The sequence below is a fragment of the Nocardia canadensis genome (assembly GCF_032656385.1).
GTDB lineage: Bacteria > Actinomycetota > Actinomycetes > Mycobacteriales > Mycobacteriaceae > Nocardia > Nocardia canadensis.
On sequence record NZ_JAVCWB010000002.1, the window covers coordinates 118,735 to 136,076 of the forward strand.

Genomic DNA, 17,342 nt, shown 5'->3' on the forward strand with positions numbered 1-17,342 from the left:
CCCGTTCCCGTGTTGTGGTGCAACGTATTTCGTGAATGGACGAGGGGCGGCGCCGCGGTGGTCGCGGCGCCGCCCCTCGCAGTTCAGGCGGCGCGGGCGGTGCGTAACCCCCAGGCGTCGGCCAGGAGGCGGTGGGATTCCAAGCGGTCGGTGTGGTGGTGGGTGATGGTGGTGATCAGGAGTTCGCTGGCGTCGGTGAGCTCGGCCAGGGCCCGGAGACGCTCGGCGACGGTGTCGGGGGTGCCGACGATCTGGGCGGCCAGGCGGTCCTCGACGAGGCGGAGCTGGTCGGGGGTGAGGGGGGCGGCGGTGTCGGGGTCGAGGTATTCGCAGGCGCCGGAACCGCTGCGGATGCTGTGCACCCAGTGGCCGTAGGTGCTCGCGTGGTGGCGGGCGGTGTCCTCGTCGGCGGCCACGACCACGTCGGCGGAGACGATCACGTGGGGTTCGGCGAGGGTGGCCGAGGGCCGGAACGCCGCCCGGTACGCCTCGACCGCGTCCAGCGCGGTGCCGGGGGCGACGTGGTAGGCGGCGGCGAACGGCAGGCCGAGGCGACCCGCCAGTTCCGCGCTCTCCCCGGCGGTGCTGCCGAACAGCCACAGCTCCACCTCGGCTCCCTCGCCGGGAACAGCGTGCAGCGCTACGTCATTGGAGCCGATATAGCTTCCCTCGAGCAGGGCCCGCACGTCGGCGACCTGCTCGGGGAAGTCCTGCGCCTGCGCGCCGGGCTGCTGCAAGGCCTCGAGCGAGGCGGCGAACTTGGACCGGTCGGTGATCCCGCGCGGATCGAACGGCGGTGGCACCACCACGCCGTCGCGGATCTCGGTGCGCCCGACGAGGGCGTCGAGCACCGGCCGCCCGCCCTTGGTGGTCGAGGTCTCGGCCCCGAACTGGCTGCGCCGATGTCCCGACCGGCCCAACCCCACATCCAGCCGGCCCGGCGCCACCGCGTCGACGGTGCCGAACGCCTCGACGATCGAAGCCGAGGTGTGGTGGCCCACCTGCACCGCGCCGGTGCCGACCCGGATCCGGGAGGTCGCGGCCGCGACGAGCCCGAGCAGCGTCAGCGACGACGAACTGGCCACCGACACGAAGTGGTGCTCGGCCAGCCAATACCGGTGGTAACCCCACTGTTCGGCCCGGCGGGCCAGCTCGATGGTGTTGCGCACGGCCTGCGCGGCGGAGGACCCGGCGCTGATCGGCGAGAGGTCGAGGATCGACAGCGGAACGGTCACAGCGTCGGATCCTGTTCTCCCGCTTCGATCGCCACCCGCAGCCGGTTCTCGGCCGGCGCGACCGGGCACGTCGCGAAGTCGGTGAAGGCGCACGGCAGGTTGACCGCCCGGTTGAAGTCCAGCGTCACGGTCCCGTCGGCCTCGACCGCCCCGATCGTCAGCGACCGTGCCGCGGGGTAGGTGGTGACACCGCTGGTGGCGTCGGTGAACAGCACCTTCAGATCGGCGGGGGTGCCGAAGGCGACCAGCGTCTCGGTCGTGTCACCGATCCGGAATTCGATGGTGCCCGCGGCACTGTGGTGGTGTTCGAGTCCGTCGACGACCGCGCCGGTGGTGACGGTGCGCGCGCTGTCGAACGGGGTGAACCGCCCGGTGACGACCCAGCGCGGATCGGCCGGGTAGGCGGGCACGCCGGTGAACGCGGCCAGCGTCGGCGCGGCCGGGTCGTGCACCCGCACCGCGAACTGCCCGGAGCGCCGGATCACCTCGAAGACCCGCTCCTCGTTGAACACGCTCAGCCCGGGCGCGCCCTCGGCCGGGACCAGGATCTGCACGCCGCCGATCCGCTCGCCGTCGACGTCGAGCCGGTCGGCGGGCTGGGCGGTGATGAACACCTTCCCGTCGGTCACCCACCAGGTGCCCGGCAGGCCGTTGATGCGCTCGGGGCTGTCGGTGAGCCAGTGCAGTCCGGCGAGGCTGAGCCAGCCCAGCGGGTCGCGCAGGCCGTCCTCGCGGGCGTTGTGCCAGCGGTGCCAGTCGTCGGTGAACGTGGTTGCGGTGCTGGTGGTATCGACGGTGATCGTCATGACGCGCGTGCTCCTTCGGCGACGGTGGGGTGGTGGGGATGACGCAGACCGAGGTGGTCGCGCAGCGTGGTGCCGGTGTAGGCGGTGCGGAAACTGCCGCGTTCCTGCAATTCCGGCACCACCCGGTCGACGAACTCGTCGAGCCCGGCGGGGGTGAGGTGCGGGACGAGGATGAATCCGTCGGCGGCGTCGGACTGCACGTAGTGGTCGATCTGCTCGGCGACCTGGACCGGGGTGCCGATGAACTGCTGGCGCGTGGTGACCTCGATGATGAGCTCGCGGATGCTCAGGTTCGCGGCCTCGGCCTGCGCGCGCCACGCCTTCGCCACGGCCAGTGGATCTTTCGCGTGCCGCACCCGGCCGCGGGTGATCTCGGTCGTGGTGTCGGGCTCGATGTCGGGCAGCGGACCGTCGGGGTCGTAGCCGGACAGGTCGCGGCCCCAGACCTGTTCGAGGAAGGCGATGGCGGTCTGCGGGCTCACCTGCTGGTAGCGGATGTGCCTGGCCCGCTCGTGCGCCTCGGCCTCGGTGTCGCCGAGCACGAACGTCGCCGCCGGGAACACCAGCAGTTCGTCGTGGGAGCGGCCGTATTTCGCCAGCCTGCCCTTGATGTCGGCGTAGAACGCCTGCCCCGCCTCGAGGGTGCCGTGCACGGTGAAGATGGCATCGGCGGCCTTGGCGCCGAATTCGCGGCCCTCGTCGGAATCGCCCGCCTGCAACAGCACCGGATGACCCTGCGGGCTCGGTGGCAGCACGAACGGCGCCTCGATGTCGAACTGGCTGCTGCGGACGGCCGTGGTGGGGACCTCGTGGGCGAAGACGCCGCGCTCCCGGTCGATCACGAGGGCGTCGGCGGGCCAGCTGTCCCACAGTGTCTTCGTCGCCTCGACCACCTCGGCGGCGCGGCGGTAGCGGTCGCTGTGGTCCAGATAGCCACCGCGGCGGAAGTTCTCGCCGGTGAACGCGTCGGAGGAGGTGACGACGTTCCAGGCGGCGCGGCCGCCGGAGAGGTGATCCAGCGAGGCGAACTGCTTGGCCAGCTCGAACGGCTCGTTGTAGGTGCTGTTGATGGTCCCGGCGAGGCCGAGCCTATCGGTGACCGCCGCGACGGCGTTGAGCACGGTCAAGGTGTCCGGCCTGCCCACCACGTCCAGATCGTGGATGCGCCCGCGGTGTTCGCGCAGCCGCAGCCCCTCGGCGAGGAAGAAGAAGTCGAACAGACCGCGTTCGGCGGTGCGCGCCAGGTGCTCGAACGAGGCGAAATCGACCTGCGACTTCGACGCCGGATCGGCCCACACGGTGGTGTTGTTGACGCCGGGGAAGTGCGCGGCGAGATGGACTTGCTTGCGTGGCTTCGCGTTCACAGTGCTGCTCCTTGCGTGGTCGCGGCGGCATAACGGCTGGCCGGGCGGGGGAGGCCGAGCTGTTCGCGCAGGGTGCCCGTCGCCCGTTCGGGGCGCGAGGTGAGCGCGGCGAGGGTGGCGGGCAGCGCCAGCGGTCGCAGCACCACACCGTCGGCGACGGCCGAACCGCCGATCTCGTCGAGCAGGTCGTCGAGTTCGCCCGCGGTGCCGACCTGGGTGAGCCCGGGATCGTCGATCGGCTGCCCCAGCCACTGATCCAGCTCGCGGACCTCAGCCCTGGCCCGCTCGGCCGAATCGGCCAGGTGCACGGTGAGATCGAGCAGCACCCGGACCGTGTCCGGATCGCGGCCCGCCGCGGCGAGGGCGGCGCGCAGCGAAACGCGGTGCGCGGCGGCGGTGGCCAGATCGGGGGCGCTGATCCGCACGAGATCGGCGCGGCGCACGGCGACGTCGACGGCCACGGCGTCGTCGGCGCGCACCGTCACGATCGGCTGACCCTGCGGCGAGCGCGGCGTGATGGACGGGCCCTTCACCGAGAAGTGGTCCCCGGCGAAATCGATGTAGTGCAGGCGATCCCGGTCGATGAACCGGCCGGTGGGCACGTCGCGGATCTCGGCGCCGTCCTCCCAGCTGTCCCACAGCCGGGTCACCACCTCGATCGCCTCGTCGGCCTCGTGCCACAGGTCGGTGCGATCTTGAACCGCCTTGCGGCCGAAAGCCTTCGCCTCCTGGGCCGTGGCGGACACGCCCACTTCCCAGCCGGCCCGGCCCAGGCTCGCGAAATCGAGCGCGGCGATCGCCTTGGACACGTGGAACGGCTCGGTGTGGGTGAGCGGCGCCTGCGGGATCAGCCCGATCCGTCGGGTCAGCGGGGCGACGCGGGCGGCGATCGCGACGGCGTCGAGCCTGCCGCGGGTCACCGCGGTGCCGCCGTCCTGCAGGCCGAACGCGTCGGGCAGGAATATCGCGTCGGCGCCGAGCTGTTCGGCGCGCGCCACCACCTCGGTCCAGTAGCCGGCGGTGAACAGATCCTCGGCACGCGAGTCCGCGCGTCGCCAGGACGCGGGATGCGTTCCGGTGCCCGCGGTCTCGATGCCAAGGAACAGCGTGCCTTCGCTCATCGGGTGGGGTCCTTTCCGTCGAGGGGGTCGATCCGGACGCTCGGTGTGGGGATCGCGGCGAGCAACTCGCGCGTGTAGTCGTGCTGCGGATCGGTGAACAGGGTGGCGGTGGGCCCGGTTTCGACGATGCGACCGTGGCGCAGCACCGCCACCCGGTCGCTGATCTGCCGGACCACGGCCAGATCGTGGGAGATGAACAGGTAGCCGAGCGCGAGCTCGGCTTGCAGCCCGTCGAGCAGGTCGAGGATTTGCGCCTGCACCGAGGCGTCCAGTGCCGAGACCGGCTCGTCGAGCACGAGCAGGTCGGGCCGCAGGGCGAGCGCGCGGGCGATGGCGACGCGCTGGCGCTGGCCGCCGGAGAGCTCGGCGGGCCTGCGCGCGGTGAACTCGGCGGGCAGCGCGACCTGGTCGAGCAGTTCGGTCACCCGGCGGGTTCGCGCGGCGCGGTCGCCGACGCCGTAGGCGTGCAGGGGTTCGGCGATGATGTCGCCGACCTGCCAGCGCGGATCCAGTGACGAGTACGGGTTCTGGTAGACCACCTGGAAGCGCCTGCGCAGCTCGCGCAGCCTGCGCCTGCGCGCCCTGGTGAGGTCGTGCCCGTCGAAGGTCACCGTGCCGCTGTCGGGTTCGGTCAATCGCAGCGCGATGCGCGCGGTGGTGGACTTGCCCGACCCGGATTCGCCCACCAGCGCGAGGGTCTCGCCCCGGTCGAGGGTGAACTCGACATCGTCGACCGCGGTCACCTCGGCCGCGTGGAACCGTTTGTGCAGGGCGCGCACCGACAGCAGCGGCGACTCGGCCCTGGCCCGCGGCGGGCGGAAGCCGGCGGGCGCGAGCGCGGGGGAGGCGGCGAGCAGCCGACGTGTGTACGGATGCCGCGGATGGGTGAGCACCTGTGCCGCAGGACCGGATTCGACCACCTCGCCGCGTTCGAGCACGACCAGCCGATCGGCCCGCTCGGCGGCGACGGCCAGATCGTGGGTGATCAGCAGGACGGCCGTGCCGCGGGCCGCGATCCGTTCCGCCAGCCGATCCAGCACCTGGCGGGCCACCGTCGCGTCCAGGGCGCTGGTGGGCTCGTCGGCGATGATCAGCTCCGGTCCGCAGGCCAGCGCGATGGCGATCAGCACCCGCTGCCGCTGTCCACCGGACAATTCGTGGGGGAACTGCCGTGCCCGCAGCTCGGGTCGGTCCAGCCCGACTTCCGCGAGCAGGTCCAGCGCCTGCCACCGGGCGCCGCGCCGATCGGCGAGCCGGTGCACCAGCAGCGCCTCGGCCACCTGATCACCCACGCGCAGAACCGGATTCAGCGACAGTCCCGGATCCTGCGGCACCAGTCCGACCCGGGCGCCGCGCAGGCGCCGCAGCGCCTTCTCGTCGGTCGGGTCGACCTTCTCGCCGGCGAAGTCGATGCCGCCGGAGACGAAGCGCGCGGTATCGCCGAGCAGGCCGATCACCGCGTGCGCCAGCGTGGACTTGCCCGAGCCGGATTCCCCGACCAGCGCCACCACCTCCCCGCGCCCGACCTCGATCGAGGCGCCGCGCAGGGCGTCGACCCGGCCGGAGCTGGAGTGGTAGGCGATGCGCAGCTCGTCGACGCGCAGCAGCGGACCGGCCTGGCGCGCTGGAACTTCCGCGTGTGCGGCGGACGCTTCCGCCGCCGACGTCGGGTGTGTGGCCGCCGACTCGCTCATCGGGTCTCCGCCTTTCCCACGAACCGGCCGAGGCGCTGGGCCGACAGCACGACGGTGACGATGACCAGACCCGGCAGCGTCGTCAGCCACCACGCCGACGCGAGGAAGTTGCGGCCCTCCGAGATCAGCGAACCCCATTCGGGGGTGGGCGGTTTGGTGCCGTAGCCGAGGAAACTCAGCGACGACACCGCCAGTACCGCCATCCCGAATTCCACGGCGGCCAGCGCCAGCACGGGCTGGAACGAATTGGGCAGCACGTGCCGGGCGAGCACCGCGTACCAGCGCACGCCGGACGCGTGCGCCGCCTCGACATACGGCGCGTGCTGCACCCGCAGCACCTCCGAGCGCATCACCCTGGCGAAGTTGGCGATCAGCGAGATGCCGACGGCGAGCGCGACATTGCGGGTACCGAAGCCCAGCGCGGTCACCAGGGCCAGCGACAGCAGCAGCGCGGGGATCGAGAGCAGCACGTCGACGACCCGCATGATCGCGGTGTCGACGATCCCGCCCGCCGCGCCGGACAGCAGCCCGAGCAGCGAGCCGATCACCAGGGCGATCCCGACGGCGGTCAGGGTCGCGGTGAGCGAGAGCCCGGCGCCGTGCACCATCCGGGTGTAGAGGTCACGGCCGAGATTGTCGGTGCCGAACCAGTGCGCCGCGCTGGGCGCCTGGAACTTCTCGGCGGGCACGCCGGTCAGCGGGTCGCCGGAGGCGAACACCGACGGCGCCACCGCCCAGCCGACCGCGACGACGAGCACGACGCCCGAGAGCATCAGGCCCAGATGCCCGCGGACCCAGCGCGCCGCCGCGGCGGCACGGTGCGTCCGTACGTGGCTGTCGTCGGCCGCGTCGGGCCGCTCGGCGACCGTGCCACGGCGCACGAGGATGTCAACCATGGACGTTCCCTTCGGTCTCGATGGGCGGGGTGGGATCAGGCACTGTGCACCGCCTTCGCGGCAACATCGGCCTTGGTGTCCGGGAGCGCGGCGCGCGCGGTGGCCCGCCGCCTGCTCGCACCGGTGATGCGTGGATCGAGCAGCGGATAGAGCAGGTCGACGGTCAGATTCACCGCGACGAAGATCAGCGCGGACAGCAACACCACGCCCTGCACGACCGGGATGTCCTGGTTGAGCACGGCGGTCTGGGTCAGCCTGCCCACGCCCGCGCGGGCGAACACCGACTCCACCACCACCGAACCGGCGAGCATGGTGCCGACCAGCACACCCGCGATGGTGAACGCGGGCACGCTCGCCAGCCGCGCGACGTGGCGCCGCTGCACCCACCAGCGCGACGCGCCCTTGGCCAGCGCCACCTCGGCGAACGGCTGCCGCCAGGTCTGCTGCAATCCGGCCGCGAGCACCTGGGCGATCACCGCGCCGATCGGCAGGGCCAGGGTCAGCGCGGGCAGCAGGGTGCCGCGCAGCCCGGTCCCGCCGAACGCCGGGAACCAGTGCAGCCGGAAGGAGAACAGCTGCAACAGGATCAGGCCGGTCCAGAACGTCGGCACCGACACCCCCAGCGGCGGCAGCGCGTTGAGGGTGTTGCGCAGCCACGGGCGGCGGGTGTAGGTGGCGGCGAAGGCCAGCACCACCCCGCTGAGCGTGGCGAACAGCAGCGCCAGCGCGGCCAGCCCGAGCGTGGTGGGCAGCACGTCGCGCAGGGCCTCGGTGACCGGTTGGCCGGTGGTGATGGACCGGCCGAGATCGCCGGTCACCGCGTTGCCCAGCGCGGTCACGTACTGCTCCCACAGGGGCTTGTCCAGCCCGTAGCGCGCCTGCAGTTCCGCGATCGCCGCCTTGTCGACGGCGCTGCCGGGGCCGCCGCCGTCGGCGGCCATCGACACCGGGTCGGCGGGCAGCAGGTACAGCACGGCGAAGGAAATGGTGAACGCGGCCCACATCACCCAGATCGCCTGCAGCAGGCGCGAACCCACATAGCGGACCATGACTAGCGCCCGCTCAGCCAGGTATCGAAGAACTGCAGCCGGGCCGAGGCCTCGAACTTCAGATCCTGGGTGTTGGCGGCCGCGCCGATCGCCTGGGACAACTCGACGGTGGGCAGGTAGAGGCCGTTGTCGAGGATCAGCTGCTGCGCGGTCCCGAGCAGCGCGGCGCGGGCCGCGGGATCGTTGGTGGCCAGCTGCTTGTCGAGGGTCTCGTCCAGCGCCGGGATCGGGCCGCGCGCGTTGAGGTTGCGGCCGGTGAGCGAGAACGACGTGCGCAGGATGTCACCGTCGGCGCGGGTGGAGTTGCTGTAGAAGGAGTCGTAGTCCTTGGAGTTCATCTTGGCGGTGCTCTCCGGGCCCGAGACCAGATCGAGCGTCAGCTCGACGCCGACCTGCCGCAGCTGCTGCTGCACCAGCTCCAGGATCGCCTGGTTGCCCGCGAAGACCTGGCTGAAGGTCACCGAGAAGCTCAGGCGCTCACCGTTCTTCGCGCGGATACCGTCGGCACCGGGCACCCAGCCCGCCTGGTCGAGGATCGACTTCGCCTTGGCCGGGTCGTTGGGCAGCTTCGCCGACAGGTCCGTGTAGGCCGGGGTCGCCGAGGCCAGCGACGAGGTCGCGAACTTGAACTGCGGGCCGAGCACGGTGTCGACGAGCTGCTTGCGATCGAGCGCGGGCAGCAGCGCCTGGCGCACGGCCGGATCGCGCAGCGGGCCGCGATTGACGTTGAGCTGCAAGCCGAACGGCGTGCCGGGGTTGGAGGTGGACAGGATCCGGCCGTCGACGGCCTCGATCTGCGGCGCGTCCTGGGGCAGCGCGTCGCTGATCGCGTCGAGCTGGCCGGAGACGAGACTGCCGGTGCGCACGCCGGACTCGGGAACGACGGTGAATTCGATCCGGTCCAGGTAGGCCTCGCCCTGATGGCCGAACACCGCCGAGCCCCAGTGGTATCCGGCCCGCTTGGCCAGGGTCACCGAGACGTCCTGCCTGTAGGCGGCGTAGGTGAACGGGCCGCTGCCGATGTTGTCGCCCGCGCAGCGGGCCTCGGCCGGCTTGGCATTGGTCGCCCGGCCCAGGATGCCGAGCTGCGGCGTCGAGGAGGCCTGCAGGAACTGGGCGTTGGGCTGGCTGAACTCGACCCGGGCGGTGAGCTTGTCGACCGCCGTCGTGCCGACGTAGTTGGTCAGGTAGCTCGCGCCCAGCGGCGCCTTCGCACCGCCCAGCTCGACGATCGCGTCGAAGGTGTCGCGCACCGAATCCGCGGTCAGCGCGGTGCCGTCGCTGAAGGTGACGCCGTCGGCGAGGGTGAAGGTGAACACCTTGGCGTCGGGGCTGACCTCCCAGCTCTTGGCCAGCCAGGGGGTGATCGCGCCGGTCTTGGGGTCCTGGTCGGTGAGCGAGTCGACGATCTGGCGGGTGACGTAGATGGTCTGGTTCGACCCGGCCTGGGCCGGATCCGAGCACGACGGGGCCTGGGACAACCCGTAGCGCAGGGTGCCGCCGGGCTGCGGCGGACCGGCCTGCCCACCCGCGCCGCCGGTGTCGCTGCCGCACGCGACCACGGAGGTGGCGACAGCCAGGACGCCGACGGCGGCGGCGAAACGATGACGAGGACCGATCACGGGGTGACTCCAGAGAATTCGCGGCCTGCGGCCAGGGGACGGCTGGGAATGCGGCGGCGCAGTTCGGGCGCCACCTCGGCCTGGAACAGCTCGAGGCTGCCCAGGTAGTCGGTGTCGGCGCGACCGTCGCGTTCGGCGGAGAGATGGATCACCTCGTGGCCGAGCTGCTCGTGGTACCGGCCGACCTTGTCGATGACTTCCGGCGGGCTGCCGACCAGAGCGGAGCTGCGCGCGAGGAAGTCGTCGATGGTGTCGAACACCAGGGGCAGGCCCAGCTTTCGCGCCAGCGCGCGACGCGCCTCGAACAGCGGCGTGGAGACCGCTCTGGCCTGCTGGGAGGTGGCGGCGACGTGGAAGCCCACGGTGCCCGCGCCGACGAGCGCGTCGGCGGGGTCGCGGCCGTAGTGGGCCCAGCGCTGCCGATAGTGGCGAACCAGTTCGGCAGACGGCTCGATGGGGTTGGTGACGTCGGCCGAGAGCAGCGGATCACCGTGGCGCGCGGCCAGTTCCACCGACTCGCGGCTGGTCGCGCTGCCGTGCCGGATCCGGGCCTGCGCGGGGCCGTTGCCCTTGCCGATGATCAGCTCCAGCCGGCCATCCGCCAGGTTGTCCAGCGTCGCGTAGTCCTCGGACGCGCGCACCGGGTCGAACAGGCTGAGCGTGGTCACCGCCCGGGTCACCAGCGTGAACAACAGAAACTTCATGCGACAGCAGACCTCGCCACTCTTGCTCCTCCATCGAACCCGGCGGAAGCACCCACACCCGGGAACGGGCGGGTTGCTGCGACGTCATGGAGCCAGGTCTCTCGGTCGCTCTGGATGGTTGTGACCGACCACAGGGCCGGTACCGAATCAGCATGTGGCACTGCGGCGATACTTCACAACGGTAAGGATCAGCGTGAGCGCAGAGCTTGGAACCGGGGCGGCGCTGGTGCACACTGTCCGCGACGCGCCGACGAAACGACGCGCCTCACCTGCGCGGATTCCGCCGGATACGGGCGTAGCGTCGGATGTCTCCGCGTCGATGAGGAGTGCGTTGTGACCGTGCCGCGTCGTTTCACCGCCCTGACCACGCTGGCGGCCTGCGCCGCCGCGCTGCTGCTGGCCGCGCCCACCGCGGCGGCCGTGCCCGCGACGGTAACCAGGGATGCGCCCGCCGCCACCCCGACCGCCGGTCCCGGTGACCTGCTCGGCGCGTATCAGAGCGTCGTCGACACCCTGAAAGCGCTGGGCATCCAACCGTTCCTGTACCCGACGGTCGCCGCGAACTGCGCGGGCGACGGCCTCGGGCTCGTGCCCGCCGTCGCGGGCGCGGTGCCCGGCCCGTGGCCCGCCAACGCCGTGCAGATCCCCGGTCTCGACCTCACCGCCGTGAAATCGGGCCAGACGATGTTCACCTTCCTGCCCTACGGCCTGGCACCGGACACCGCGGCCACCGAGACCTCCGGCATGCAGGTGGCCTGGCTCAATATCAGCACCGGGCGCGGCGGGCTGGCCTCGATGGGCTCCATTGCCGACGTGGTGCGCGCGCTGGTCCCGCCCGAGGTCCCCGTCGAACTGCGCCCCATCGCCGAGACCGCGATCCGCGACTTCCTCTTCGCCGCCATCCCGGTCGGCGGTGTGCGGGCCGTCCCGGTCGACACCGGCCACGGCACCGTCCTGGCCGCCGTCTTCGGCACCACCGACAACGCGGGCCGCTCCTGCTTCTTCTTCCCGACCGTGGGGATCACCGAGGTTCCCTGAGGGCTCAGCGGGGACTCGACGGACTCGCACGCGCCGCCGCGCTCGGCGGCAAGCGGGTGGTCGACGCCACCAACGGCTTCGACGGTGTTCCTGGCCGCCATGCTGGTGCTGGTCCTGGCCGATGGATCAGCGCATGCGGCAGCCGCCTTCGCCGGGCACGCGCCGACGGCCCGATACGCACGCGCCTTCCACCGCCTGCGCGCGAAGGCCTTCGCCGACCCGATGTTCGAGGGTGGTCCCGCGGATCTGCTCTCTTCCTGCGTGGCGCCGGATCGCGTGGCGCCGGATCGCTTGGGGTTCGAGGATCTCGTGGCTGTGGCCGGATCTTCGTCGGGGCGGCAATCGCGATCTCGTCGACGGTATGTCGCGGCTGCGGCTGACCCTGACGACGAGCCGGGGGATGGGCGGCGAATTCTCGTTGCGGATCACCGATCGCTGAGCGCGGCCGGGCGCGTCAGGCGTGCTGGGCGCTCGCGGTCTCCGGCGCGACCAGTGGGCGCTGCTTCCAGCGCAGCGTGCCGGTGCGATGGCGGTAGTGCGACCGGGTCCACAGCGCCAAGTAGTGCGCCACGCCCAGCGGGTGGGCGAGCGCGGAGGTGAGGTCGGCGCGGGTCGGCCGCTGCCGGGTCTCGGTGGCGCGGGCGGCGAGGCGGCCCGCCACGGCGGCGAGGTAGCCGAGCAGTCCGGCGCGGCGGACCCGGCCGCGAGCGCAGAGCGCGGCCAGCGGCGGGATCCAGTAGGCCAGGGCCGCGAGCGCGCCCACCGCGGCGCCGGCGTCGACCCGGCCGCCGTAGGCCGACCACAGCCAGCGGGTGTAGCCCTCGGTGAGTTCGGCCGCGCCGTCGTACATCCGGGTGCCCGCGCTGGGGCCCGCGGCCACCAAAGCGGTGCGATGACCCGTCCGGCGCAGCGCTCGGGCCAGGTCGAGGTCCTCGGTGGCGCTGGCGGCGACGGCCGCGTGGCCGCCAGCGGCGCGATAGGCCGCGGCGTCGACGGCCAGGAACTGTCCGCACGCCACCGCGGTCGACGGGCGCAGACTGTGATTGGCCGGGCCGACCGGCAGCGTCGAGGCCCACGACCAGGCCAGCAGCGGCTGGACCAGGCGTTCGGTGGCCGAGCCGGACTCCTGCACCGGCCAGGCCGACACCAGACCGGCTCCACGCCTGCGCAATTCGGTGACCGCCGCCGCGATCGCGTGCGGGGCGAGCCGGACGTCGGCGTCGACGAAGACCAGGGCCGCGGCGTCGGTGCGGGCGGCCAGCCGCGCGCAGGCGGCGGCCTTGCCGGTCCAGCCGGGCGCCGGGTGGGCGGCCGAGCGCAGCACGGTGAACCGATCGTCACCGCCGATCGCGGCCGAGGCGGCTTCGTAGGTGTGGTCGGTGGAGGCGTCGTCGAGGATCAGTACGCGCAGCCGGGGGACGCCGGTCTGGGCGCGCAGGTCGCCGATCAGCTCGGGCAGGCGCTCGGCTTCGTCGCGGGCGGGCACGCAGACGGTCACCGGTTCGATCACCCCCGCGACCCGGCGCGGCAGGCTGCGCAGCGTGACCAGGTTGTAGGCGGCGGTGGTCGCGCCCAGCGCGGCGAGACCGGTGCCCGCCCAGGTCAGGTAGCGGCCCGCCGCGCCCATGTCAGCGGCCCAGCCTGCGGCTGGCGATCTCGCGCCACATCTCCTGCGGCGAGAAGCCGCCGCGCGGCGCGTTCGGCGGGCCGGGGTTGCGGTCGCGGAAGGCCAGACCGGCGATCAGCGCGGCGACGGCGAGGGTGATGCCGCCGACGATGCCCGCCCAGCCGGCGAAGGAGCGGGTGTTCGGGTCGGCGTACTTCACCTCGGCGCGCAGGGTCGAGGTCTCGCCCGCGGGCAGCTTCCAGGACACGGTGTTGTCGCCCTCGCGGGTGCCGTTGGTCTTGGCGACGCGGGCCGGGAACGCGATGGAGAACTGCACGTCCGAGCCGTGCGGCGGCACCGACTCCAGGTCGACGCGGCCCTTGAGGCTCACCAGATCGCCGGTGCGCTGGAACTCGAGGGTGAACATGCCCTGGGTCTGATCCGACAGGCCGCCGAGCTGGCCGACCTCGCCGAAGGACAGGTCGTCGAAGAACACCTGGGTGCCGACGAAACCGTCCTGGTTGTAGTTCTCGACGCGCACTTTCGCCGCCAGCTGGTCCGGCGCCTCGAGCTGCGGGCCCTTGTCGGTGGGGCCGGTCGGCACCACCGCGGCGACGATCCGTCCCGACACCCGGTCGTTGGACGACACGCCCATCGACACCTGCACGCGCAGGCACCCGGCCAGGGCGGGCACCAGCATCGCCAGCAGGACGGCGACGGCCGTGACGCGCCGGGTACGCGCGGAGCGACGCGGTGAAGGAGCGGGCATGTCGGCGACGAGACTCGGCTGCACGGATGTCATCGTGCCAGGCCCGGGCCCGAGAACCCACACGACGGGCCCACCGGGGGTGCCGAACAGGCGATTCGTCGTCGAATCGCGCGTGCGGCGGGGCGGACTCGGCGCCGGTCAGCCCGCTGTCGGGTACGTCAGGCCGTGCGGTCGCCGTGTCGCGCGAACCCGCGTAGCAGCAGCGGGATGCCGAGGGAGGCCAGGCCGAGGAACCCCCAGATCGCCGAGGCGGGTAGCCCGAGAAACACCGCGTGGGCCAGGGCCGAGCCGAGCCAGGTCCAGCCGAACACCGCCACCGGAACCGCCACCGACGGATCGTGGGCGGGCGGCACCCGCCGGTCGAGCACGGTCAGCAGCACCGCCATCAGCGTGGCGACCAGCGCCCAGCCGAGGTAGTTGGTGTACGGGATCTGGGGGAGTGCGGGCAGCCCCGCATCGGTGACGGCCCAGGTCCACTGGCCGTCGGCCACCATCTGCGGATCGAGGAACAGATCCCAGCCGACCGCGCCGACGACGAACAGTCCGCCGCGACCCCACGCCCGCGACGCGATCAGTCCCGCCACGATCCAGATCGGATACAGCCCGCCGGTCCACGCCAGCGGGACCACCAGTGGCACCTCGGCGAGCGCGGGCCCGATCCGGTCGACGGCATAGGCGTAATCGCCGAACGGAAACCCGGTCGCCGTGCCGACGATCTCGGCGGCGAGCCCGAGCCCGGACACGATGACGAAGAACCCGATGGCCCAGCGCGCGCCGCGGGTCGTCGCCGCGTGCAGGAGGGCGGTCGCCGCCGACAGTGCGACGACGACGATCGTGATCCGGTCACGCATGGTGCCCGCACTCAACGGATAGGCGATCTGCGCCAGGACCAGCAGGATCGCCGTGGCCGTCGGCAACGCGCGCGACGGCTCGGTGCGTAACCATCGACCGAACGCCGCCGCGCCCCGGCCCGGCTGGTCCGCGAGCCACCGAGGGTGCCGGGTATCGATCACCGGTTCCGCCTGCCGATCGACGACCTCGAACCACGCGCCGCCGTCGCCGAAGTCTCGTCGCCGCGCTCCAGCGCGCACCGCACCGCTGGCAGCCGATACCGCCGTCGTCGCGACGGGATCCGCCGCGACGATGCCGGGCCGCACGAGAACGACACGGCGAGTCCAGGTCTCATCGCCCGCGCGCGAACGGGAACCGGCGGATCCGGCGATCGCCGAGGACGAGCCGGGCGGCGCTGCGGCCGCTGGCCCCGGACACACCGCCGCCGGGATGGGTCGACGCGCCCGTCAGGTACAGGCCGGGCGCGCCCGGCACCCGCTGTCCCGACAACTCCGGCAGCGGCCGCCACAGCATCATCTGATCCAGCGACATCTCGACGTGCATGACATTGCCGCCGCGCAACCCCATCTCGCGCTCCAGATCGACCGGTGTCTGCACGAATCGTTGCCGCACCGACGAGGCGAAGCCGGGGGCGTACCGCTCGACCTCGGCGACGATCCGGTCCGCCTCGCGCTCGCCGTGTTCGGCCCAGTCGCTGCCGTCGGCCAGCGCGTAGGGATGCCACTGCGCCCACAGCGACAGCTGGTGCTCGCCGGGCGGCGCGATGGTGGGATCGAGCGCGCTGAAGCTCATCGCCAGCACCACCGGCCGGGGCGGCAGCGCACCACCGAGGGCCGCGCCGTGCGCGCGCCGCAGCTGGTTGCGGTCCGCGACGAGGAACTGCAGTCCGCGCGCGGATTCGGCGGGGCAGGCGCCGGGGTAGTCCGGGAGCCGGTCGGTGGCCAGGCGCACCACCATGCCGATGCCGGGGCCGACCCGGATCCGGCGCTGCCAGTCGTCCAGGGTGGCCGCGTCGAAATCGCCGGCCCGCAGCAGCTCCAGGGTCGCCAGGATGTGCGAGCCGGCGATCACGGTGTCGGCGTGCAGGTCCCGGCCCGCGGCGGTGCGCACCCGCCAGCCGTCGCCGATCCGGCGCAGGGCGGTGACGGCGTCGCCGGTGTGCAGCTCGCCGCCGTCGGCGCGCAGCCGGGCGATCAGGGCCGCGCTGAGCGCCCCACTTCCCCCCACGGCCCGGCCGGGCGGCAGCGTGTGCATGAGCGCGGCGAAACCGGCCATCGGCGCCGTCCCGGGTTCCGACATCGGCGGGCCCGACTGCGCGCCGAACCAGGCCAGCGACGCCTTGAGGCGTTCGTCGTCGAACCAGTAGTCCAGCAGCGCGTCCCCGGTCTGCAGGAACTCCCGCGACAGGGCGCTGCCGCCGTCGCGCGCGTCCAGGCCCCAGAACGAGCGGACGAGCCTGCCCGGCGTCGGGGGCCCGCCGAACGCGCGCATCACCCGCGCGCTGCGCTCGCCCCACACGCCGACGAAGCGGCGGTAGGCCTCGGCGTCGCGCTCACCGCAGGCCGCGGCGATCGAGGCGCAGGTCAGGTCGAGATCGCGATGGAAGACGAGCGGCGCGCGCACGCCGTCGGACGGCGTGAAACCCCAGGGATCGCAGTCGACGTAGCGCAGCCCGAAGCGGCCGAGCTCGAGCTCCTCGATGATCCCGGTGTGCCGGATCATGATGTGCGCCGAGGACCCGCGATCGACCAGATGACCAGGGAATCGCTCGACCGTCGAGACCGCGCCGCCGGGCACCGCGTCGCGCTCGAGCACCTGCACCCGCTGTCCGGCCTTCGCCAGATAGCAGGCCGCGACCAGCGCGTTGTGCCCCGACCCGACGACGACGGTCGTGCCCGCCGTCCTCACGCGCCGGACGGGGGCAGCGGCAGCCGCCTGCCCAGGATCGCGAACGGCCGGGTGTCACCCGCGAAGACGAAATTGCGGATCACATCGGTGAATCCGGCTCGCCGGTACAGCCGCCAGGCCCGGTTGTCCTCCTCGGGCACCTCCGGCGTCGACAGCAGCACGGCGGCCTCGGCGCGGTCGGCCAGCAGCCGCTCGAGCAGCGTCGAGCCGATCCCGCGCCCCTGCGCCGCCGGATGCACGTGCAGCTCGGTGAGCTCGAAGTAGTCGGCGAGCAGCTCGCGGGTCGCGGCCTCGGGCCAGCCACACCGGCGCATGCCGGTGTGCACCTGCTGATGCCACCACTGCCGCGGCGCGCCGCTGTAGCCGTAGGCGATCGCCAGGATCGGAGCGGTGCGCAGGTCGACCCCGCCCGAGTCGTCGGGCAGCACCGCGGCCACGGCACGCCAGCCGGCCCTGGTGGTGTGCTCGGTCCACATCGGGGCGCGGTGATGCTCGGTGCCGCGCGGATAGTCCATGGCGGCGACATACACCGACAGGGCGTCGTGCAGGCGCGCGCGCAAGGCGGCGACGCTGAGGTCGACGACGACGGGTGCTGGGGTGTGATTCGGCTTGACGGCTGTCATGGCTCTCGTCGATGGCGCGCTGGCGCGGAAGTTGTCGGTGGGTGTCCCTATATTC

The 17,342-nt window shown here is 72.5% G+C and carries 15 protein-coding genes and 1 riboswitch; of the genes, 1 reads left to right on the top strand and 14 read right to left on the bottom strand.

What is annotated here, in order from left to right:
* Positions 1-83: 83 nt before the first annotated feature.
* The 9 genes from Q7X29_RS03820 to Q7X29_RS03860 are packed head-to-tail and all read right to left on the bottom strand — an operon-like array spanning position 84 to position 10,491.
* Positions 84-1,235, bottom strand: a complete 1,152-nt coding sequence (locus Q7X29_RS03820; protein WP_316573313.1) for an LLM class flavin-dependent oxidoreductase — start codon at positions 1,233-1,235, stop codon at positions 84-86.
* Positions 1,232-2,041 (bottom strand): DUF1684 domain-containing protein, encoded by an 810-nt coding sequence (locus Q7X29_RS03825; protein WP_316573314.1) that lies wholly within the window; start codon positions 2,039-2,041, stop codon positions 1,232-1,234. The genes Q7X29_RS03820 and Q7X29_RS03825 overlap by 4 nt, the downstream gene beginning before the upstream one ends.
* On the bottom strand, positions 2,038-3,405 hold the full coding sequence (locus Q7X29_RS03830) for an NtaA/DmoA family FMN-dependent monooxygenase (protein WP_316573315.1): 1,368 nt from the start codon (positions 3,403-3,405) through the stop codon (positions 2,038-2,040). The genes Q7X29_RS03825 and Q7X29_RS03830 overlap by 4 nt, the downstream gene beginning before the upstream one ends.
* A complete protein-coding gene (locus Q7X29_RS03835; RefSeq protein WP_316573316.1) occupies positions 3,402-4,526 on the bottom strand; it encodes an LLM class flavin-dependent oxidoreductase in 1,125 nt (374 codons plus the stop codon). The genes Q7X29_RS03830 and Q7X29_RS03835 overlap by 4 nt, the downstream gene beginning before the upstream one ends.
* Positions 4,523-6,220: an ABC transporter ATP-binding protein gene (locus tag Q7X29_RS03840; protein ID WP_316573317.1), complete on the bottom strand. Its 1,698-nt coding sequence runs from the start codon at positions 6,218-6,220 to the stop codon at positions 4,523-4,525. The genes Q7X29_RS03835 and Q7X29_RS03840 overlap by 4 nt, the downstream gene beginning before the upstream one ends.
* Positions 6,217-7,116 (bottom strand): ABC transporter permease, encoded by a 900-nt coding sequence (locus Q7X29_RS03845; RefSeq protein ID WP_218717242.1) that lies wholly within the window; start codon positions 7,114-7,116, stop codon positions 6,217-6,219. The genes Q7X29_RS03840 and Q7X29_RS03845 overlap by 4 nt, the downstream gene beginning before the upstream one ends.
* Positions 7,117-7,151: 35 nt before the next feature.
* Positions 7,152-8,165 carry an ABC transporter permease gene (locus Q7X29_RS03850; protein ID WP_316573318.1) on the bottom strand — a complete coding sequence of 338 codons (1,014 nt, stop codon included), beginning with the start codon at positions 8,163-8,165 and terminating at the stop codon, positions 7,152-7,154.
* 2 nt (positions 8,166-8,167) lie between these two features.
* A complete protein-coding gene (locus Q7X29_RS03855) occupies positions 8,168-9,787 on the bottom strand; it encodes an ABC transporter substrate-binding protein (protein WP_316573319.1) in 1,620 nt (539 codons plus the stop codon).
* Positions 9,784-10,491 (bottom strand): LLM class flavin-dependent oxidoreductase, encoded by a 708-nt coding sequence (locus tag Q7X29_RS03860; protein ID WP_316573320.1) that lies wholly within the window; start codon positions 10,489-10,491, stop codon positions 9,784-9,786. Before Q7X29_RS03860 ends, Q7X29_RS03855 begins: the two co-directional genes overlap by 4 nt.
* A 27-nt stretch (positions 10,492-10,518) precedes the next feature.
* Positions 10,519-10,612, bottom strand: a riboswitch (SAM riboswitch).
* A gap of 212 nt (positions 10,613-10,824) precedes the next feature.
* Here Q7X29_RS03860 and Q7X29_RS03865 point away from each other — a divergent pair.
* Entirely contained in the window at positions 10,825-11,529 is a 705-nt protein-coding gene (locus tag Q7X29_RS03865) for a hypothetical protein (RefSeq protein WP_316573321.1), read from the top strand.
* Between the two features lie 454 nt (positions 11,530-11,983).
* Here Q7X29_RS03865 and Q7X29_RS03870 read toward each other — a convergent pair whose 3' ends face one another.
* The 5 genes from Q7X29_RS03870 to Q7X29_RS03890 form a co-directional block, all read right to left on the bottom strand.
* Complete coding sequence (locus tag Q7X29_RS03870) at positions 11,984-13,156, bottom strand: glycosyltransferase (RefSeq protein ID WP_316573322.1); 1,173 nt, start codon at positions 13,154-13,156, stop codon at positions 11,984-11,986.
* A 1-nt stretch (position 13,157) separates the two neighbouring features.
* Positions 13,158-13,904 (bottom strand): LppM family (lipo)protein, encoded by a 747-nt coding sequence (locus Q7X29_RS03875; protein WP_218715920.1) that lies wholly within the window; start codon positions 13,902-13,904, stop codon positions 13,158-13,160.
* A 158-nt stretch (positions 13,905-14,062) separates the two neighbouring features.
* Positions 14,063-14,755, bottom strand: a complete 693-nt coding sequence (locus Q7X29_RS03880) for a carotenoid biosynthesis protein (RefSeq protein ID WP_218715919.1) — start codon at positions 14,753-14,755, stop codon at positions 14,063-14,065.
* 331 nt (positions 14,756-15,086) lie between these two features.
* A complete protein-coding gene (locus tag Q7X29_RS03885) occupies positions 15,087-16,664 on the bottom strand; it encodes a phytoene desaturase family protein (protein ID WP_316573323.1) in 1,578 nt (525 codons plus the stop codon).
* The gene (locus tag Q7X29_RS03890) at positions 16,661-17,287 is read right to left on the bottom strand and encodes a GNAT family N-acetyltransferase (protein ID WP_218715915.1); all 627 of its coding nucleotides are present in this window, start codon (positions 17,285-17,287) and stop codon (positions 16,661-16,663) included. The genes Q7X29_RS03885 and Q7X29_RS03890 overlap by 4 nt, the downstream gene beginning before the upstream one ends.
* Positions 17,288-17,342 lie beyond the last annotated feature (55 nt).